Raw genomic sequence first — 20,673 nt, 5'->3', positions numbered from 1 at the left:
TATGAAATTGACCATCTCATCGTACGATAAGTCAAAGGATACTAAATTTGATTACCAACTAGAACTCTCTAAAACCCACTTATTATTTTATGGAGCAATCCTAGCATCGACAGCCTTCATTTGCTGGGCCAAAAAGTCAAAATAAAATCTGGATTACTCGGATTCCAGATTTTTTCTATAGCAAACGGTTTCCAGCCCTTTACCCTTAAATATATTGTTTCCCTACAGACTAATGAAGACGGTGCAGTGCTTTGTCCTCGTACCATCCCATCCAAGTGTAGATTTGACTATCATTCTTAATTCCCAAAGTCTCCATGATAGCCTTATTGGACTTGCCTGCTTTCTTCATCTCGATACAGGCTAATTTAGTTTCTAACGAGTACACTTTTTCTACTATAACAAAAACACTTCTGCTTCTAGTTTACTAGATTTCAACAGAAGTGTTTTGCTATTACTCTTAAGGCAAGCTATTACCCGCACTTCTATAAATTTCATACCATTCGGAGCGTGTGAGCTGAAATTCTTCAGCCTGAGTGATTCGCACTAAACGCTTAGGATTCATAGAACCAACAATCGTTTGGACCTTAGCAGGATGACGCAGGATCCAAGCCACGATAATCGCTTCTGTGGAGACCTGATACTGTCTGGCATAAGCCTCAATCGTTTGCGTCAGCTCTTTATAATCAGCATTCCCCATAAACAATCCTCGACCAAGATCAATCTGAAAAGGGGACCAGGCTTGCAGGGTGACCTTATTAAGACGGCAGTATTCAATGGTGCCATTATCACGGTCGATACTAGCAGAGTTGGCCATATTAACATTGAGTCCCGCATCAATCATAGGAGTATGTGCTGGAGAAAGCTGCATTTGATTGACTGCCAAGGGCTCCTTGAGATAGGCCTGCAGGAGCTCCATCTGATAGCGATTGTGATTGCTAACACCAAAATGTTTAACCTTGCCAGATTCGCGCAGACGATCAAAAGCTTCTGCTACCTCTTCTGGCTCAACCAAAGCATCAGGCCGATGAAGCACCAAAATATCTAAATAATCCGTACCCAAGCGCTTTAGAATCCCATCAACAGAAGCTAAAAGATGCTCTTTCGAAAAATCAAAATAGCCTTTTCGAATCCCGCACTTAGACTGTAAAATAATGTCTTCCCGCTTGATATTTAGATTGGCTAGAGCCTCACGAAAACGCTCTTCTGATTGACCGCCACCGTAGATATCCGCATGGTCAAAAAAATTAATACCGCTCTCAAAAGCCATGGCAATTACATGCTCGGCTTCCGCAGTTTCCAGCCCGGCCATTCGCATACAGCCAAGAGCAATTCGAGAGCCTTCAAGACCAGTTTGTCCGATTATCTGCTTCATTAGTTCCTACCTCACTATAAGATTACTAGTATGTAGTATATACAAATATGTAAGCGATTTCAAATCTCTGCTGTAAAAGAGAGTGGGACTCAATCAGTAAATCGTGATAAAATCACGATTTTGATTTTCCTCGCTCTCTTATTTTAAGGCTCAGTCCTCTGCCACTTTCCTGTTTTTAGGTGGCAGGCTATCCAAACTCCACTGGAGCATTTTGACACTTGCTTTACAGGCTTTATTTCTCAATTAAAAAGGTCTACTAGACCTTTTGAGGTTGGAAATGAGATGAACAGCAAGTTCATCACATTAGATAACCTCCAACGGTTCCCCAAACTGTTGGAGCTATCACTTGGGGGGAGTTAAACAGTCCAGTGGACTATTTAAGGGGGCGCCTAAAAATAGGAAAGCGCCCCAAGATAAGAATATCCAACCAACCTCTGCGCCTAGCAAATAAAATGGACCAAATAAATAAGGCTGAGACCTTTTGTCTCAACCTCTTAATTATTCATCATCTGGACGATACTCTAGGATATCTCCCGGTTGACAGTCTAATTCTCGGCAAATGGCTTCTAGGGTCGAAAAGCGGATAGCCTTGGCTTTCCCCGTCTTAAGGATAGAGAGATTGGCAGGTGTAATGCCGATACGCTCAGCCAAGTCCCCCGATTTCATCTTTTTTCTGGCCAGCTCGACATCTAAATTAACAATAATCAATGGACTGACCTCCTATATCGTAAATTCATTTTCTTTGGCGATAACAACAGCTCTTTCAAGTACAACAGAAATCACCCAGACCAAAAGCGCAGCTAAGATATAACTAAAGTCAAACATTGAAATATCATTATAGTGAGCATTGATACTGAAATTGATAATACCTGAATCCCCTGTATAAAAGGACATCAAAAATAAGTAGAGACTCGTACGACGGGCTAATGTAACATTTTGCTCAGTAAAAATATGATCATTAAGAAGGTTTCTCAAAAATTGCTTAATCCCCCTAAGAACCAATACGATTAAGACAAAGTTAAAGAGGACAGCGATCGCGGCTAGGCTAATGCTTAAGAAAGAGGTATGAAAATTTTCTCTTGCTAATGCCGCACCGACATAGTCTCTAACTGGCGGCACTACTACAGCAATCACACCAGTCAAAATCAGAAAACCAAAGGCAAAGTAGTTAAATCCCAACATCAAGTTTACAAAATAATAAATAGCTTTAATAAATTTAGTTTGTTTAGTCATAATCTTTCTCCTTTAACTACAGACTTCTCAAAACATGCGGGCGTGGACCTTGGTAGCGATCTCCTTGTATAAGCATGACGAGGCTAGCAATCGGCCGCAGAATCACAGCAAAGACGCAGAAACCTAAGCTCTTGCCATAGCTTCTTACATAAGAAAAATTCGTGTAGAGGTCATATATCCCAAAAATGAGGAGGAACCAGAACCACTTATTTTCTTCGCCAAAGCTGATTTTATGCTTGGTAAAGCTATTATAAAAGGGGATGATCGCCTTCCACCAAGATTCTCCTGCTCTCTGAAAGAGAACAGCATTGACAATGACTTCCATCAAGATAAAGGCTAGGCCAATGCCAAGCGCGATGGCATAGCCAGCTAAAGCAATAAGATCTTGATTCGTATAAATGGTTTCCATGTTGATTCTCCTTATGACTAATATTTCTCTTTTTCGGAATATAATTATCGTATTTCGATATTTTTATATTACAACACAGAAAGCTGTTTGTCAATAATTTTTATCGTTTTTTGATATTTTTTTGTTGAGAATAAAAAAAGGAAGTGGGATCAACCTAAAAATTGAAAATTTTGGCTCTCTCCACGTCCTAATTTTAAGATGGAAACCTGAAATGATCTCTCCTCAGACCTCATGTGGCAAAACGAAAATCAGCCAGCAGTGGTTCAGCAGCTAATGAACTGTGCAGGAGTAAGAATTCATTTTAAAATAAGAAGACTGGACGAGTTTCGCCAGCCTCTTCTTGTACCTATTAGCGCCAAGGCACAGACCGGACTTTAGAAAGTGAATTCATCCGGTGTTGGTAGCTAAAATTAATTGCTATCAGTCAAAGTTCCCTGTCTCTTTCAAATGGGGCAATAAGATCTGCCAACGTGGGTCTTCCTGCCAATGAGTATCTTGAACAATCTGACTGGCGACTTTGCGCGCCTCTTCTAGGATATTATAATCCTCAACAATATCGGCAACCTGAAATTCAGGAATTCCAGATTGACGTGTGCCAAAAATTTCCCCGGAACCTCGCATCTTAAGGTCTTCCTCAGCCAGAACAAAACCATCAGTCGTCTCACACATAGCCGACATGCGGCGCTTACCGACATCATTTTTAGGATTAGCAACCAATATACAATAAGATTGCTTGTGTCCACGACCGACACGTCCACGTAACTGATGAAGTTGACTGAGTCCAAAGCGATCAGCATCCATAATAATCATAACTGTAGCATTGGGGACATTAACGCCCACCTCAATAACTGTCGTTGAAACCAAAATCTGAGAATGTCCATCTTTAAAATCTTGCATAATTGCTTCTTTTTCGTCATTCCTCATACGTCCGTGTACAAGAGCAATTTTAAGATCATCATCGAAAAAGTCTATTAATTCTTGGTGCAGTTCCACTGCATTTTTCAAATCCATACTCTCAGATTCTTCAACTAAAGGTGAAATAACGTAAGCCTGAGCTGCCTGATTCAATTCACCCTTAAGCCAATTTAAAACGGTGTCTAGCTGCTCATGTTTGACCCAGCGAGTAATGATAGGTTTACGTCCTTCTGGCATTTGGTCGATAACCGACACATCCATTTCACCAAAAGCCGTAATAGCTAGAGTTCTAGGGATAGGAGTCGCCGTCATCATAAGAACGTCGGGATTATCCCCTTTCTCACGGAAGATTCGGCGTTGATTTACACCAAAACGGTGCTGCTCATCCGTAATAACCAGACCCAATCTGTGGTAGGTGACACTATCTTGAATCAAAGCATGTGTTCCAACAACCATATCAACCGATCCATCGGCAACTGCAGTTAGAGCTGCTTTTTTTACAGCTGGTTTCATTCCTGAGGTCAACAAGGCAATATTTAGACTGGGAAAAAGGGTGACTAGGCTTTCAAAATGCTGCTGAGCCAAAATTTCCGTAGGAACCATGAGTGCTGACTGCAAACCAGCTGTATAAGCAGCATACATGGCTAGACTGGCAATGACTGTCTTTCCTGAACCGACATCCCCCTGCAAGAGCCGATTCATGTGGGCACCCGAGCGCATATCCTGCAAAATCTCCGACAGACTACGCTTTTGCGCTTCTGTCAAGGCAAAAGGCAAGCTGGCAAGCTGCTTTTCCACCTTCTCGCCATCGTAGGCAATAGCTAAACCGTTGCTTTCCGACTTATTTTCCGACTTTAACATCTGCAAATTGAGTTGGAAATAAAATAGCTCCTCAAACTTAATTCGGCGCAAGGCCTGCTTATACTCTGCTAAGTCCTTGGGAAAATGCATGGCACGCACTGCACTTTGACGATCCAAAAGTCGATATTTATCTAACAAAATACTTGGTAAATTTTCTGGCAAGGCTGTCAGAGCACCACTATCAAAAGCTGCCTTAATCGCCTTGATAAGAGCCGTTTGTGAAACACCTTGAGCTAGATGATAAACGGGCTGCATATCATCTTCGACCTGTGCCAAAACTTTCATACCTGTTACAGAGGACTTAAGCGCATCCCATTTGCCAAAAACAGCTACCTCTTGCCCCAAGATAATCTTGTCTGCTAGATAAGGCTGGTTGAAAAAACTAATCGCAATAACAACTTCTCCCTGCTTAATCTTAAAAGAGAGACGGTTGCGCTTAAAACCATAATATTGGACATTAGCAGGTGACACAACTGTCCCTGTAATAACCGCCTTTTCACCGTCTACCAGTTCAAAAACAGACTTGCTTTTAAAGTCTTCATAGCGAAAAGGATAGTAAAGTAATAAATCACCGATAGTATAAAGACCCAATTTTGTAAATTTTTCTGCAGACTTCGGTCCAAACCCCTTAAGTGCTGCAATTGGTTCACTTAATAACATATCCCTATTATAACAAAAAGAACCCTGTAGTGATTATCACAAGCTAGGGCTCTGTTTTATTCTTTTATTCATATTCGCGTGGGATACGGTCACTGAGCAAACAGAGAACTTCATAATTGATAGTTCCCCGCTGTTTAGCGACATCCGTTGCAGTAATAGTAGCACCACCGTTGCTTCCAATCAGAGTTACCTTTGTTCCTAAAGGATAAGCCTGGGGTAATTTGACTGTAATCTGATCCATAGAAACACGGCCGACAATCGGACAGCTTTGACCGTCAATGAGGACATTAAAATCTTGCATATCGCGCGTCCAACCATCCGCATAACCAAGTGGCAGAGTACCGATCCACTCTTCCTGACGAACCGTATAAGTTGCTCCATAGCCAATATCACTTCCCTCTGGTACTTGCTTGACATGGACCAATTCCGATTCCAGACTCAATGCTGGCTTGACAGCATAAGGCAATTCCAAAACCTGCCCGCTGGGGTTGAGGCCGTAGATAATAAGACCTAGGCGAACAGCAGTAAAAATTCCCTCTCCATGCCAGAGACTCGTAGCTGAATTACTGGCATGGATAATTTCTGGGCAATAAGCCAGTCCAGCTAGTATTTCTTTAAAGAAAGTGAGTTGCTCTTGAAATTTACTATCCTTATATTCATCGGCCGTTGCGAAGTGCGTAAAAACACCTTGGACATAGCTTCCAGCTTCTTGCAGACCAGCAATCAGTTGATTAGCAGCTGCTAGACTACGAACACCAATCCGCCCCATGCCAGAATCAACCTTAATATGTACAGTTAAGCCATTTAGATCGATTTTCTTATCTTGAGCTAAGTGCAACCATTCTAAACTTGCTACTGTTAACGTCAAGCGGTAATCTCGTGCCAATGCTACCTCATCTGGCAGAACAACACCCAAAATCAAAATCGGCTTGCGGACACCTGCTTGACGTAACTCGATTCCTTCATCAATATTAGAGACACAAAAACCGTCCACCATAGTCTGAATATGACTGGCAACAGCAACAGCTCCATGACCGTAAGCATTAGCCTTAACAACTGCGTAAGTCATTACCCCTTTGGGAATATGGTGCTGAACCTGCTCAATATTGGATGAAATGGCTGACAAATCAACCTTGGCCAAGGTCGGCCGGTGCAAACTTGAAATCATGCTAATTAAAACCTCACTTATTTATAACAGATATTGCCAAAATCAAAACACTGAGAAAGAAAGACTAACAGGTAAGGCACCCAAAAATCAGATGCCGGACAGAGGCTGGGCAAAAACTTGTCCAGTATTCTTATTTTAGAATAAACTCTTGATGCAGTGGTTGGAAGCAAGAATGTTAGCAACGCCAGCTTGGTCTTACCCCTGTACAGTTGGTTCTTTAGTACCAATGAATCACTGCTGGCTTTCCCTTTGCCGCAAGGCTAAAGCGGAAAAGCCTAAACGAATGTGAGGAACATTCTTCATCTTACTTCCAACCTCCAAAGGTCTCCCAGACTCATGTGATGAAGGCTGTTCATCTCATCTCCAACCTGATCCACCTAGCACAATTGAATCTTACTAACATGAAACGGACTATTTGCTGCGTTTCTCACAAAATTCTAAGAGCCATGTTTATCTTACTGTAGCTCTCACTTGCTAGAAGCATTAAGACTCCAAAATTACACTAGCTTGTACAAAATTGCCACTGTGTGAAATAGAAACATAACTACGGCCTGAAAAAACCGAACTGCTGATAATAGGAGCCCCCTTTTCATTGGTCGCAATCTCAATATCATGGAAACGTAACTTACCAATACCGGTTCCCCACGCTTTTGCAAAAGCTTCTTTAGCAGACCAACGACCAGCCAAATATTCCATTTGCCGCTGTCCGCTCAAGTCGCTGAAACGCTCAAATTCTAAATCTGTCAGTACTTTTTTGGCAAAAACTGGATTTTTTTCGTATGCTTCTTGAACCTTAGAAATTTCCTGCAGATCAATCCCATGGCCGATAATCATTTTCTAATCCCCCTATAGAAAAAGAGCCGAGTTGCCCAGCTCTCCTCCCTTTAGTCATTTAGCATTTCTTCAAATGAATTCTTACCCAGAGTTTGATGGATTTCACGGATAAGTTTCTCCGTCTTATCCCACCCCAGACAAGGGTCCGTTATGGATTTCCCGAAGACCTCTGGCTTGTCCTGACGGCCATCTTCCAAGTAAGATTCAATCATAAAGCCTCGGACATACTGGTTAATCTTATCATTCCAATCACGATTTATCAAGGTTTGGCGCACAATACGGATCTGATCTAAATAATTTTTACCAGAATTATCATGATTAGTATCAATTAGGATGAAAGGATGAGACAGGCCCATCTGCTCATATCGTTCAATTGATTTGACCAAAATATCATAATAGAAGTTTGGTTCATTTTCACCGTGCTCATTGGTCGCCCCTCGCAAAATAGCGTGCGCCAGCGGATTTCCGTCAGTGTCAACTTCAGCATCATGGTAGATAAAATTCTGTTCATTCTGAGCGGCATAGATGGCATTAAACATAATATTAAGATTACCAGATGTTGGATTTTTCATACCAGTCGGCACATCAATACCTGAGGCTACAAAGCGATGCTCCTGGTCTTCAACTGAACGCGCTCCAATCGCATGATAAGAAACCAGATCATCAACTAAGGGTAAATTAGATGGGTAGAGCATCTCATCAGCAGTTGTCAGACCCGTTTCAGTAATGACACGGTAGTGAAGATTGCGGACGGCTGCAATACCATTGATTAAATCCGGCAATTTTGAAGTATCAGGCTGATGAATAAGACCTTTATAGCCATCCCCATTAGTACGAGGCTTAGCTGTATAAACCCGCATGACCATGAAAACACGGTCCTTAACTTCTTCCTGTAGGGCTGATAGACGACGGGCATATTCCAGAACAGCCTCTTCATTATCGGATGAACACGGTCCAATGACTAGAAGCGTGCGATTATCTTCACCTTTGATAATAGCTTCTAATTCTTGATCACGCGCCTGCTTCCTAGCTAAAGCACCACCTTCTAACTTTGAAAGTTGCTTAACTTCTGCTACATTGATTTTTTGGCTTTTTTGATGAATTCCCATATTATTTTCCTAGCGTTTCATAAATTTCTTGAACCAGCTCAGCTGTCTTACTCCAGCCTAAGCAAGGATCTGTAATTGATTTCCCATACACATCTGGTACATCTTGACGACCATCTTCCAAGTAGGACTCAATCATAAAACCTCGAACATACTGATTGATCTTGTCATTCCAATTTCGGTTAATAAGTGTTTGGCGGACAATCCGCACCTGTTCCATGTACTGTTTTCCGGAATTATCATGGTTGGTATCAATGATAATGAAAGGATTTTCTAAACCCAATTTTTCATACTGATTTATAGTATCCAAAAGATCGTCATAGTAATAATTAGGGATATTTTTCCCTGTTTCATTGAGAGCCCCACGCAAAATAGCGTGAGCCAAAGGATTGCCGGATGTATTAACTTCCTGCCCATTGTAAAGAAAGTTCTGCTTGGATTGGGCTGCATACATTCCATTAAACATGACCTTTAAATTGCCAGAGGTTGGGTTCTTCATACCTGTAGGGACATCAATACCTGAGGCTACAAAGCGGTGCTGCTGATCCTCTACTGAGCGAGCTCCGATGGCAATATAAGATACTAAATCATCAACCAAGGACAGATTTTCTGGATACAGCATTTCATCAGCCGTTGTCAAACCTGTTTCCGTAATCACACGGTAGTGGAGATTACGGACTGCCTTAATACCATTGATAAGATTAGGCTGACCCTGTGCATCCGGTTGGTGAACTAAACCCTTATAGCCGTCACCATTAGTACGGGGCTTAGCTGTATAGACCCGCATGACCATGAAGACGCGATCTTTAACTTTTTCCTGCAAATCAGCTAAGCGGTGGGCATAGTCAAGAACAGCCTCTTCATTATCAGACGAACATGGCCCGATAACCAAAAGAAGACGATCATCTTCTCCTTTAATAATTGCTTCGAGCTCTCTGTCTCGCTGCTCCTTGCGCGCTAAAGCCTCTCCTCTTAATTTGGACAGCTGCCGAACGTCTTCGATATCAATCTTATCGCTTACCGGTATAAATGCCATACTGTACCTCCCTCAATACTGATAAAATCTTTCCCCAGGATTTAGAGAAAATAAAAGTGATATAGCTTCTCCATTATATCACTTTCTAGGCTTATTTCAATCTATTATCAGAATATTTCATTAGTTCTAAACCGCTCGCTGACGCCCATGACAATTTTTAAATTTTTTACCTGAACCACATGGACACGGATCATTACGCTTGACATTGGTCAAGTCAAGATCTGCATCGTCAACAAGCTGATGTGGACGCTGTGCTGCAATGTTAGCCGCCCCTGTTGTATGAGCATGAGCAGTAGTCTTTTCGCGCTCTTGCTGATGAATTTGTGCCTTCATCATCAAACGCGTCACATCAAATTCAATAGCACCTATCATGTCATTGAACATGCGGAAGCTTTCTGATTGGTATTCAACAATCGGATTATTTTGAGCATAGCCACGCAATCCTACTGAATTACGAAGCTGATCTAATGCATCGATATGATCTGTCCACTTGCTATCAACAACTCGAAGAATAAGAACCTTTTGGAATTCAACAACAGATTCTTGATCTGGCAGTTTAGCAATTTGCGAATCATAAACATCAAGAGCTCGCTCATAGAGCTCATCTTTCATTTCTTCATAAGTCCACTCATCCAAGTCATCCAAGCTTAGGGAATCCTCAGGCAAAAGATTAGTATGAGCGAAATTCAAAATCGCTTCCAAAGCTTCATCTACATCACCACGGCTGTGACCATCGACTGTTCGGTCAATCGTCCGCTTAATCATAGCCTTGATTTCAGGACCTAAATCACGTTCAGCCGTAATGACATCAGAGCGTTCAGCATAAATAATTTCACGCTGCTCCCGCATGACATCATCATATTGAAGAACTTGTTTACGGATATCGTAATTGTTTCCTTCAACCCGTTTTTGCGCTGATTCCACCTGCCTCGTTAGCATACGCGATTTGATTACGACATCCTCATCTTCTGGCGAGAGTCTCTCCAAGAAGAACTTGACACGCTCAGATCCAAAACGCTTCATCAGATCGTCTTCAAAGGAGAGGTAAAATTGAGACTCACCCTCATCTCCTTGGCGACCAGAACGCCCCCGCAGCTGGTTATCAATCCGGCGACTTTCATGGCGTTCCGTACCGATAACACAAAGGCCTCCTAGCTCTACAACGCCTTTACCGAGCTTGATATCTGTACCACGACCAGCCATGTTAGTTGCAATCGTAACAGCACCACGCTGCCCAGCATTCATAATAATTTGGGCCTCTTTTTCGTGGTTCTTAGCATTCAAAACCTCATGCGGGATCCCAGCCTTCTGTAGTTTTTGAGAAATAAAATCAGAAGTCTCAACAGCTACGGTACCAACCAAAATAGGCTGTCCTTTTTCATGGCGCTCTTTAATATCTTCAATAACTGCCCTAAACTTAGCTTCTGTTGTCGCATAAAGTAAATCAGGGTGGTCAATCCGCTGTACGGGGCGATTAGTCGGAATCGGAATAACGCGCATATTATATATTTCACGGAATTCTTCCTCCTCTGTTTTACCAGTACCCGTCATTCCTGAAAGTTTGCGGTACATCCGGAACATATTTTGGTAAGTGATAGATGCTGATGTCTTAGACTCATCCTGAATTGGCACACCTTCTTTAGCTTCAATCGCTTGGTGAAGACCATCTGAAAAGCGGCGGCCTTCCATTGTCCGGCCAGTAAATTGATCGACAATCAAAACTTCTCCATCGCTAACCACATAGTCCATATTGAGATTCATAATATAGTTGGCTCTCAATGCATTATCGATATAGTGAGTCAGAGCAACATTTTCAATATCGTAGAGATTATCCAAGTTAAAGAAGTCTTCTGCCTTATCAATTCCAGAATCCATCAGACCAATTGTTTTTGACGGAACGTCGATAGCATAATCAACAGATTCTAGTGTTTTAACAAACCTATCAGCCCGCGTGTAGAGTGCACTGGTTTCAGAGCTTACAGGACCTGATACAATCAAGGGGGTCCGTGCTTCATCGATCAAAACAGAGTCAACTTCATCGACTAAGGCATAATTCAGCGGGCGCTGAACCATATCTTCCTTGCGGACAACCATGTTATCGCGGAGATAGTCAAAACCAACCTCTGAGTTGGTAGAATAGGTAATATCGCTGTTATAGGCTTCTCGCTTTTCAGCTGGAGACTTAGAAGATAGATTAATCCCCACTGATAGACCCAACCAGCTATAGAGTTCACCCATTTCAGTTGCATCGCGGGCGGAAAGATACTCATTGACGGTGATAACATGCACACCTTCACCAGATAAAGCATTGAGGTATACAGGCATAGTCGCTGTTAACGTTTTACCTTCACCGGTACGCATCTCTGGGACATCCCCATTATGCAGAACAATGCCTCCCATGATTTGAACACGGTAAGGGTAAAGTCCTAAAACTCGCTTCGCTCCTTCACGTACAACCGCAAAAGCTTCTGGTAGTAAATGATCAAGACTCTCCCCATCTTGATAACGCTTTTTAAATTCTTCTGTTTTGCCTTGAAGTTCTGAATCTGACAATCCTTCCATGTCATCCGCATAAGATTCAACCTTCTTAGCTATTTTTTCTAATTTTCGAAGTTCGCCTTTGTCATTCTCAATGACCTTGCGTAATATATTTGCCATCTCTTTTCCTTTCGATAGTCACTAACACCATATTTTATCATAAAAGCCATACTGATACAAGAATTCAACCAATCTGACTCATCTAAATAATTAGCCCAAAATAGTATTTGTTACGCTAATGACAAAATAGTTTGAGAGTCTGTTATAACTTCTATATTTGTCCCATAAATAGCTCTCTTTATGATATTAATTTGTCGATAATAAAATCATTTAATACCGAGCTATAGCATTAATGGGATTGCCTGCTACATTTCGTGACGTTTACCTAACCGTAGCATAATCATTTCCTCATAACATAGAAACAGGCCATTTAAAATCATTTCAAGCTAAAAAGCAACAGCTAAATTCACTGTTGCTTTTGTCACGTTGGACTATTAATTAGACTAAATTAAGCTATAGTTAATCTTCCATATCATATAGGTTAAATATCTTCATCCCGTCTTTTCCCGAATACCCCAACCATAACTACAAGAACAAGAGCTGTACCTGCAAGAGTGGCAAGGCTTATGCCCTTATCACCTGTATCTGGCAAACGATTTGACTGTACATCCTGTTTTCTCGTCACCGACTGTACAGACTTTTCATTAGCAATGATGCCTTTCTTCACACCTTCATTAGAAAGCGAGGGTTGAAGATCAGGGTCATAGTTACCCGAACCACTAGGTGGATTGACTATAGGCACATTAGGTAGGGTTGGAGGGAGAGGAGGAATTGGAGAAAGCGGTTGGTCAGGAATTATCGGTGGACAGCCACAAATACCATCACGACCGTCTTTTCCATCTCTAACTACTACTCTTGATGTTGAACCATCTGCGTTTGTTACTGTAATAGTGTAGCTACCGTTGTGATTATCGCTAACCGTTACAGTTGGTGATTTACCATCTTTTCCGTCTTTACCATCTCGTACAGTTACGGATGACGTTGTCCCATCACCATTAATGAGTGTAATCGTATACGTACCATTTCCGTTGTCTTTAGCTGTGGCAGTGGCTGACTTACCGTTTTGGCCGTCACGACCATCACGGCCTGCGGCTCCGGTGTCACCTTTTTCGCCCTTGTCACCTTTGGCTCCGGTGTCTCCCTTGTCGCCTTTAGCGCCTTGAGCGCCATCAGAGACAGTTACGCTGCTCTTTTCGTCTTCGGAAACGATGCCGTCGCCGTTGGTATCTGTACCTGTAGTGATGGTCTTGGTGCCATTGTTATTATCTACGACATTAACGTAACCTGCGGCGCCAGCTTTACCATCTTTGCCGTCTACTCCGTCACGACCATCGCGGCCAGCTGCGCCTGTATCACCCTTATCTCCCTTGTCGCCTTTAGCTCCTTGAGCGCCGTCAGAAACGGTCACGCTGCTCTTTTCGTCTTCAGAGACTACACCATCGCCGTTGGTATCAGTTCCTGTGGTGATGGTCTTGGTGCCATTGTTATTATCCTTGACATCGACGAAGCCTGCGGCGCCAGCTTTACCATCTACGCCATCACGGCCTGCGGCTCCTGTGTCACCTTTGGCTCCAGTATCACCTTTATCACCTTTGGCGCCTTGAGCGCCGTCAGAAACGGTCACACTGTTCTTCTCATCGTCAGAAACGATGCCATCGCCGTTGGTATCAGTACCTGTAGTGATGGTCTTAGTGCCATTGTTGTTATCCTTGACATCGACGAAGCCTGCGGCACCAGCTTTACCATCTACACCATCACGGCCATCGCGTCCAGCTGCTCCGGTATCGCCCTTATCGCCTTTAGCTCCTTGAGCGCCATCAGAGACAGTTACGCTAGTCTTTTCGTCGTCAGAGACTACACCATCGCCGTTGGTATCAGTTCCTGTGGTGATGGTCTTAGTGCCATTGTTGTTATCCTTGATATCGACGAAACCTGCGGCACCGGCTTTACCGTCTACGCCGTCACGACCTGCAGCGCCGGTGTCACCTTTATCACCTTTATCGCCTTTAGCTCCTTGGGCACCGTCAGAAACGGTCACGCTGCTCTTTTCGTCTTCGGAAACGATGCCGTCGCCGTTGGTATCAGTTCCTGTGGTGATGGTCTTGGTGCCATTGTTATTATCTACGACATTAACGTAACCAGCGGCTCCAGCTTTACCATCTTTGCCGTCTACGCCATCACGACCTGCAGCACCGGTGTCACCTTTATCGCCCTTATCGCCTTTAGCTCCTTGAGCGCCATCAGAGACAGTTACGCTAGTCTTTTCGTCTTCAGAGACTACACCGTCGCCGTTGGTATCTGTACCTGTGGTGATGGTCTTGGTGCCATTGTTATTATCCTTGACATCGACGAAGCCTGCGGCGCCAGCTTTACCATCTTTGCCGTCTACGCCATCACGGCCAGCAGCTCCGGTATCTCCTTTAGCACCGTCGGAAACCGTCACGCTGTTTTTCTCATCTTCGGAAACTACACCATCACCGTTGGTATCGGTACCAGTCGTAATCGTCTTAGTGCCATCGTGGTTATCCACAACATTGATATAACCAGCAGCGCCGGCTTTACCATCTGCACCATCGCGACCGGCTGCGCCAGTATCTCCTTTATCACCTTTGGCGCCATCGGAAACCGTTACACGGCTCTTCTCATCTTCTGAGACCACACCGTCGCCGTTGATATCAGTTCCTGTGGTGATGGTCTTAGTACCATTGTTGTTATCCTTGACATCAACGAAGCCTGCGGCACCAGCTTTACCATCTACGCCGTCACGGCCGGCTGCACCTTTATCACCTTTATCGCCTTTGGCTCCTTGGGCACCATCAGAAACAGTTACGCTAGTCTTTTCGTCTTCAGAGACTACACCGTCACCGTTGGTGTCAGTTCCTGTAGTGATAGTCTTAGTGCCATTGTTGTTATCCTTGACATCGACGAAGCCTGCGGCACCGGCTTTACCATCTTTACCGTCTACGCCGTCACGGCCATCGCGACCTGCGGCTCCAGTGTCGCCTTTATCACCTTTGACACCTTGTGCACCTGTGTCTCCTTTGTCGCCCTTATCGCCTTTTTCACCTTTAGCGCCATCAGAAACAGTTACGCTAGTCTTTTCGTCTTCAGAGACTACACCGTCACCGTTGGTGTCAGTTCCTGTGGTGATAGTCTTAGTGCCATTGTTGTTATCCTTGACATCAACGAAGCCTGCGGCGCCGGCTTTACCATCTTTACCATCTACACCGTCACGGCCATCGCGACCTGCGGCTCCGGTATCACCCTTGTCACCTTTTTCACCTTTAATAGTATTAACGGTAAACTGCGCCGAAGCTTCTTGTCCAAAGGCATCAGTGTATTTAACCGTGTAGGTGCCGTTTTCACCTGGAGTAATTTCAAGCTTAGGCTTCTGAGTATTAATCGAATAGGTGAAGACATTACCATTTTGCTCAATATTAAGGCCATTTCCTGCGCGGAAAGTAATGGTGTCACCACCATGAACCTGCTGAGCATCAGGAGCAACATTGGTATCATTTACTTGATTTTGTGTACCTGTTCCAGCAGTACCAGATGTAGCAATCCAATGATAATCTCTAGTCAGAAGGTACAATTGAGAACCATTAATAGCATCTGTAGATGTTTCAGAAATTGCACCTGCAGCTACATTTTTAATCTGACGTTCTTTGTCCTTATAACCAACTGAAACCTGATCTCCAGCAGCTTTCGTCTGACCTGCAAATCCTGAGTAAGTTATGTTATTAATAGTAGCGCTATCTTCTGTTGTTGCATCAGAATCTGTTATAGAACCTGCACCAAGAGCAACAGAATTATAGTAAGTAGCTTGCGCTGAAGGACCAATTGCTGAAGCCAGAATAGCTTCCGACTTAGCTTGGGTACCAAGCGCAACACTATTTGACGATTGAGCATTGGCATAGTAACCTATGCTAACGCTTGAAGGAGCATCAGCAGAGGCTGTATAACCAATATTTATTGCACCAACACCGCTTGCCTTACCACCGAGAGCAATGGCTGAATTAGCGCTAGCATTGGCAGTATTACCAATAGCAATCGCATTTTCACCATTGGCCTTTGTATAAGTACCAAGAGCAACTGCACCACCCTTATTATCCAAATCAACATTGGTTTCTGCATAGTAACCAATAGCGGTATCGTGATTGTTGGATGGTGTCGCGTTGTCACCCAGATGAACGGTACCCACAGGATTTTCACCAGCTACAGCCCTAAATACAGGACCGCCCGATTGGGTTGGCTGAGCAGACACTGCTGATGCATTTATCGGGTTAGCTGTAAGCGAAATAGATGGCAGACCAGGGCCATTTTGTTCAGCTACATATAAATGGCTTTCTGTTACATAAGTTACAGCACCTGAACCAACATAGGTACCGTCAGGGTTTGTTGCTTCAACACTAGCCTGCGACAAAATAGTATAACTACCAGCCTGAGCAACCTGCCCTTCAATTTTACCAGTAGATGAATCATACACCAGGCCATCTGGTAAACCATCCTTAGTCACTGTTTTTCCATTGATAGTTGCACTATAACTAAATTTGGTTGAGACCGCATTAACCCCACCATTAACGGCAATACCAGAAATTTTACGACCAGAAAAGACAGCCTGATCACTCTTAGGCAGCGCATTAACATCCAGATCAATCGTTTTGCTGACTGTCGCACCATCAACAGACTGAACAGTAACTTGAATCGTATATTGACCAGATTGGAGGACTGACCCTGTTAAGGTACCATTTTCAGCATCATAGAAGAGGCCGGCAGGCAATCCATCAATAACTTCAGCCGTCCCTTCCTTAGTGTAACTAAAGGATAATTCTGCCTGAGCTACCTTACTATCTGATGCTTCCTCCTCATCTTCATCAACACTTCCCGCAGGAACAAGATTAATCGCCTGACCAGATTGAGTCGCTGTGATAGCAATGGGACGGATACTGCTTGCTTCATTCAGCGATTGATAGTCACGACCAATAGTCACACCAAGGGTTCCTTGGGCTTGACCACCATGCTGTTCAGTAACCATTTGACTGCCCTGATGCTGAACAGACGTTTGTCCATTACTTGCTGCAGCTGTCACTTGATTAGCAGTCTTTTGAACATAGAACGTTACATACTTGGACTTTTGAAGTTCTAAGGCTGCAACCGCTTGCGTATCCGCTTGATTCGGAGCTAAAGCATAACCTGATAAGCCCAGTTGATTTAAGTTGGCTGTTTCAGTCACAATTTTATCAGCTAAATCATGAGCAGGAATCACCAAGGATTTAGCTGGCGTTTGACCAACTGTTGATTCGGAACCATTAGCTCCTTGTTCAACATAACGGACCTTATAAAAAACATAGGCATTCTGCCCTGCAGCATCTACTCTAGCCAGATCATCAACATAGCTGTTTGATTGTGAGCCCTCACTTACTGATGTGTGATCAGCAGTTGAACCCTTATCGGTAGTTGGTTCTGCATTTTGTGACGTTTCTGCCGAGCTGCCATTCTCCCTTGATGGGCTCGTCTGACTTTCACCAGTGCTATTACTAGAACCAGCATCCTGTGCTGGCGTCACTGTCTGCTCCGAACTAGCCGACTGACCGGCCGACCCTTCCGAAGACTGAACAGCTACGACTGTAGACTGAGTTTGGGGCTGCTCTTCAGCAAGAACGCTACCGGCAGCGAACAAACTGACCCCGATCAAGGCCGAAGCTGCGCCAAACTTAAACTTACGAATAGAAAAGTATTCTTTCCTTTGAATAGAATACTTAGATTTCCTAGGCTTAGGTTTCATAGAATGTATCCATCCCTCTCTAAATATTTTATGTTGATTATAAACACTTTCAAACGTCTATTGTCAAAAGCAAACATAACCACTCTAATTATAAAACAAAGAAAAATAATTGCAACTAAAATGTAATATTTTTAATTATTTTCATATGACCGCGCTTATGAATCTCTAGTATGCAGAACCTTGATGCACTTTCAAAAAATAAAAAAACCAAGGAGCTTTCCTCCTTGATTTACTTTATTCAATGAGCTATATGACTGACAATCAGCGACAGGTTTCCTGACATTTCCCACTCTTGAACTGTGTGAGGCAGGATAAAATGCTGTCCTTTTCCCAATGGATAGGATTGATCAGCAATCTTAATCTGACCTTGACCATCAATGACACTGACAAGATAGTAAGGGGCAACAGCCTCAAAAGTAGTCTGGCCACCAACATCCCACTTATAGACCGTAAAGAATTCATTGGCTACCAACAAAGTGGATGTTAAGTCACCCGTTCTTAAAGTGGCAGGGTGAGAATTTTGCGGTTGACCAATCGTCATGACATCAATGGACTGCTGGATATGCAGAGGGCGCAAGTTTCCTGATGCATCAGGACGGTCAAAGTCGTAGACCCGGTAGGTTGTATCGCTGGACTGCTGAGTTTCCAACACCATAATTCCTTTACCAATGGCATGCATCGTGCCACTTGGAACATAAAAGAAATCACCAGCCTTGACAGGCACTCTCGTTAAGAGTTGTTCCCATTCTCCAGCCTCAATCTGCTCTGCTAATTCCTGGCGACTCTGGGCGGTGTGCCCATAGATAATTTCTGCCCCCTCATCAGCAGCCAAAATATACCAGCACTCAGTTTTACCTAATTCACCCTCGCGCTCCTTGGCATAGGCATCGTCAGGGTGCACTTGGACGCTGAGCCAGTCGTTGGCATCTAAAATCTTCGTTAAAAGCGGAAAAACTGGGCTGGATGGATTGCCAAAAAGCTCTGGCTGCTCCCGATAGAGACGGTCTAATCCCATACCAGTGTAAGGACCATTTTCTACTACCGAGACACCATGAGGATGAGCTGAAATCGCCCAGTATTCCCCAGTTGTCTCCGTAGGAATATCATAACCAAACTCATCTCGCAAGCGTGTCCCACCCCAGATTTTATCGTGCATGGTTGATTGTAAAAATAATGGTTCTGCCATCATACCACTTCCTGTCTAATCATTCTGCCTCCATTATAGCATGTCACATATCAAAATAGCCATTTTCAGCTAGTGTCTTCATCCAATAACCAGATTTTTTTAACCTTTTAACCTGCGTATGGATATTGTTCGAAATTAATCCATAACGATTGCGGTAAGCATTTGCCCAGCTCCAACAGTCAATCGGTGTCCACAAATGATAGCCTAGGCAGTTGCTTCCCTCAACAATTCCCTTGTGCAACCAAAATAAATGCTCCTGAATAAATTGAATACGATAATCATCCTCGATCATACCATCCCTATTAAGAAAACGCTCTTCATGCGACACCCCCATACCGTTTTCACTGATGTACCATGAGATATTGCCATAGTTATTTTGAATGTCCTTGGCGATATCATAAACAGCCTTGGGATAAATCTCCCATCCTTTATCAACGTTCATTCGTGCCATAGGCATATCATAAGCCTGCCAATACTTATCCGGACGAAAATCAACGGCTAAACTATTAGGCGAATAGCGCGGACGCTGAACGCGATTGGGATGATAAAAGTTAATGCCTAAGAAATCAATCGTATTGGCAGCAATAAGCTCTAATTCTTCTTGACTACTTTCCCAAAGAACCCCTTCTTGATCTAATAAAGTGACCAAATCTTTCGGAAAAGCCCCTTTACTGCTGGCATCCATAAAAAGTCGGTTGTACCATAAGTCAGCAATATTCCCAGCCTCTGCATCTTCCCTTTCCTGACTAGCTGGATAGACTGGGGTTAAATTTAAAATAATACCAATTTGACCATCTAATCCTAATTGGCGATATTTCTCGATAGCCATACTGCTAGCTAATTGCAAATTGTAAGCCACTTGAACTGCTGCTTTGCCATCATCAAGCTTAGGATAATGAAATTGATGCAGATAAGCTCCTTCGACCACTACCAGAGGCTCATTATGAGTAAACCAGTGTTTTACGCGATCACCAAAAAGTTCAAAACATTTTTCTGCAAATCCAGCGAATAGCTCAACAACATGCTTATTCGCCCAGCCACCATACCGATGCAGTAACTCAACTGGTAGGTCAAAATGGTGAAGGCAGATAAAAGGGGTAATACCATTCGCTAAAAATTCATCAATAATTGCATTATAAAAAGCTGCTGCCGCTTCATTAACTGTATTTTTTTCTAAATCATCGATCAAACGTGACCATTGAATAGATGTTCTAATGCTATTAAGACCGCTGGCTTTCATCAGTTTAATATCTTCTTTAAAATCATGATAAAAATTGGAGGCCACATCAGGGCCAACATGATTATGGAAATCTTCCGGTGCCTTATCATACCAGTAATCCATCACATTCTGATGCGTTTTTTTAAAACGACCTTCTAGCTGTGGGCCACTTGTAGCTCCTCCCCACCAAAACGTTTTTGGAAATTCTAATCTCGTCATTTTCTTCCCTCCTAATGAAAGAAGCTGGAATAATATTCCAAGCTTCTTTGGCTTAAACATCTCGCGAACCAG

15 protein-coding genes are annotated in these 20,673 nt (G+C 43.2%); 1 reads left to right on the top strand and 14 read right to left on the bottom strand.

Annotated features, from left to right (window positions below; all coding sequences use genetic code 11):
- Position 1 precedes the first annotated feature (1 nt).
- Positions 2-145: a hypothetical protein gene (locus AC4HAO_RS00320; RefSeq protein ID WP_491093372.1), complete on the top strand. Its 144-nt coding sequence runs from the start codon at positions 2-4 to the stop codon at positions 143-145.
- Positions 146-229: 84 nt separating this feature from the next.
- Here AC4HAO_RS00320 and AC4HAO_RS00315 read toward each other — a convergent pair whose 3' ends face one another.
- The 14 genes from AC4HAO_RS00315 to AC4HAO_RS00250 all read right to left on the bottom strand — a co-directional run bounded on the left by AC4HAO_RS00315 (position 230) and on the right by AC4HAO_RS00250 (position 20,601).
- Positions 230-385: a hypothetical protein gene (locus AC4HAO_RS00315; protein ID WP_491134212.1), complete on the bottom strand. Its 156-nt coding sequence runs from the start codon at positions 383-385 to the stop codon at positions 230-232.
- Between the two features lie 72 nt (positions 386-457).
- Positions 458-1,372: an aldo/keto reductase gene (locus AC4HAO_RS00310; RefSeq protein ID WP_491093370.1), complete on the bottom strand. Its 915-nt coding sequence runs from the start codon at positions 1,370-1,372 to the stop codon at positions 458-460.
- A gap of 498 nt (positions 1,373-1,870) precedes the next feature.
- Positions 1,871-2,080 (bottom strand): helix-turn-helix domain-containing protein, encoded by a 210-nt coding sequence (locus AC4HAO_RS00305; protein ID WP_491093369.1) that lies wholly within the window; start codon positions 2,078-2,080, stop codon positions 1,871-1,873.
- Positions 2,081-2,092: 12 nt separating this feature from the next.
- Positions 2,093-2,605: a DUF2975 domain-containing protein gene (locus tag AC4HAO_RS00300; RefSeq protein WP_491093368.1), complete on the bottom strand. Its 513-nt coding sequence runs from the start codon at positions 2,603-2,605 to the stop codon at positions 2,093-2,095.
- 16 nt (positions 2,606-2,621) lie between these two features.
- Positions 2,622-3,014: a DUF5684 domain-containing protein gene (locus AC4HAO_RS00295; protein ID WP_491093367.1), complete on the bottom strand. Its 393-nt coding sequence runs from the start codon at positions 3,012-3,014 to the stop codon at positions 2,622-2,624.
- A gap of 420 nt (positions 3,015-3,434) precedes the next feature.
- Positions 3,435-5,450, bottom strand: a complete 2,016-nt coding sequence (gene recG, locus AC4HAO_RS00290; protein WP_491134211.1) for an ATP-dependent DNA helicase RecG — start codon at positions 5,448-5,450, stop codon at positions 3,435-3,437.
- A 64-nt stretch (positions 5,451-5,514) separates the two neighbouring features.
- On the bottom strand, positions 5,515-6,618 hold the full coding sequence (gene alr, locus AC4HAO_RS00285; RefSeq protein WP_491093365.1) for an alanine racemase: 1,104 nt from the start codon (positions 6,616-6,618) through the stop codon (positions 5,515-5,517).
- Positions 6,619-7,101: 483 nt separating this feature from the next.
- Positions 7,102-7,452, bottom strand: a complete 351-nt coding sequence (gene acpS, locus AC4HAO_RS00280) for a holo-ACP synthase (protein WP_447451907.1) — start codon at positions 7,450-7,452, stop codon at positions 7,102-7,104.
- Positions 7,453-7,502: 50 nt separating this feature from the next.
- On the bottom strand, positions 7,503-8,561 hold the full coding sequence (locus tag AC4HAO_RS00275; RefSeq protein ID WP_491093364.1) for a 3-deoxy-7-phosphoheptulonate synthase: 1,059 nt from the start codon (positions 8,559-8,561) through the stop codon (positions 7,503-7,505).
- A gap of 1 nt (position 8,562) precedes the next feature.
- Positions 8,563-9,594 carry a 3-deoxy-7-phosphoheptulonate synthase gene (locus AC4HAO_RS00270; protein ID WP_491134210.1) on the bottom strand — a complete coding sequence of 344 codons (1,032 nt, stop codon included), beginning with the start codon at positions 9,592-9,594 and terminating at the stop codon, positions 8,563-8,565.
- Positions 9,595-9,720: 126 nt separating this feature from the next.
- Positions 9,721-12,252, bottom strand: a complete 2,532-nt coding sequence (gene secA, locus AC4HAO_RS00265) for a preprotein translocase subunit SecA (RefSeq protein WP_491134209.1) — start codon at positions 12,250-12,252, stop codon at positions 9,721-9,723.
- A 421-nt stretch (positions 12,253-12,673) separates the two neighbouring features.
- Positions 12,674-17,977, bottom strand: coding sequence for a collagen-flanked surface repeat-containing protein (locus tag AC4HAO_RS00260; RefSeq protein ID WP_491134208.1), 5,304 nt, complete (start codon positions 17,975-17,977; stop codon positions 12,674-12,676).
- A 238-nt stretch (positions 17,978-18,215) separates the two neighbouring features.
- Positions 18,216-19,163: a mannose-6-phosphate isomerase, class I gene (gene manA, locus AC4HAO_RS00255; RefSeq protein ID WP_491134419.1), complete on the bottom strand. Its 948-nt coding sequence runs from the start codon at positions 19,161-19,163 to the stop codon at positions 18,216-18,218.
- Between the two features lie 43 nt (positions 19,164-19,206).
- The gene (locus AC4HAO_RS00250; RefSeq protein WP_491134207.1) at positions 19,207-20,601 is read right to left on the bottom strand and encodes a glycoside hydrolase family 1 protein; all 1,395 of its coding nucleotides are present in this window, start codon (positions 20,599-20,601) and stop codon (positions 19,207-19,209) included.
- Positions 20,602-20,673: the final 72 nt, after the last annotated feature.

The organism is Streptococcus sp. ELY_137 (genome assembly GCF_058314515.1).
This window is presented reverse-complemented; position numbering and strand designations above follow the sequence as displayed.

Bases quoted from the DNA above. Each gene is read 5' to 3' on its own strand.
- AC4HAO_RS00250 (WP_491134207.1), bottom strand. From the start codon at position 20,601: ATGACGAGATTAGAATTTCCAAAAACGTTTTGGTGGGGAGGAGCTACA.
- AC4HAO_RS00260 (WP_491134208.1), bottom strand. From the start codon at position 17,977: ATGAAACCTAAGCCTAGGAAATCTAAGTATTCTATTCAAAGGAAAGAA.
- AC4HAO_RS00275 (WP_491093364.1), bottom strand. From the start codon at position 8,561: ATGGGAATTCATCAAAAAAGCCAAAAAATCAATGTAGCAGAAGTTAAG.
- manA (WP_491134419.1), bottom strand. From the start codon at position 19,163: ATGGCAGAACCATTATTTTTACAATCAACCATGCACGATAAAATCTGG.
- alr (WP_491093365.1), bottom strand. From the start codon at position 6,618: ATGATTTCAAGTTTGCACCGGCCGACCTTGGCCAAGGTTGATTTGTCA.
- secA (WP_491134209.1), bottom strand. From the start codon at position 12,252: ATGGCAAATATATTACGCAAGGTCATTGAGAATGACAAAGGCGAACTT.
- AC4HAO_RS00295 (WP_491093367.1), bottom strand. From the start codon at position 3,014: ATGGAAACCATTTATACGAATCAAGATCTTATTGCTTTAGCTGGCTAT.
- AC4HAO_RS00300 (WP_491093368.1), bottom strand. From the start codon at position 2,605: ATGACTAAACAAACTAAATTTATTAAAGCTATTTATTATTTTGTAAAC.
- AC4HAO_RS00310 (WP_491093370.1), bottom strand. From the start codon at position 1,372: ATGAAGCAGATAATCGGACAAACTGGTCTTGAAGGCTCTCGAATTGCT.
- AC4HAO_RS00270 (WP_491134210.1), bottom strand. From the start codon at position 9,594: ATGGCATTTATACCGGTAAGCGATAAGATTGATATCGAAGACGTTCGG.
- acpS (WP_447451907.1), bottom strand. From the start codon at position 7,452: ATGATTATCGGCCATGGGATTGATCTGCAGGAAATTTCTAAGGTTCAA.
- recG (WP_491134211.1), bottom strand. From the start codon at position 5,450: ATGTTATTAAGTGAACCAATTGCAGCACTTAAGGGGTTTGGACCGAAG.
- AC4HAO_RS00320 (WP_491093372.1), top strand. From the start codon at position 2: ATGAAATTGACCATCTCATCGTACGATAAGTCAAAGGATACTAAATTT.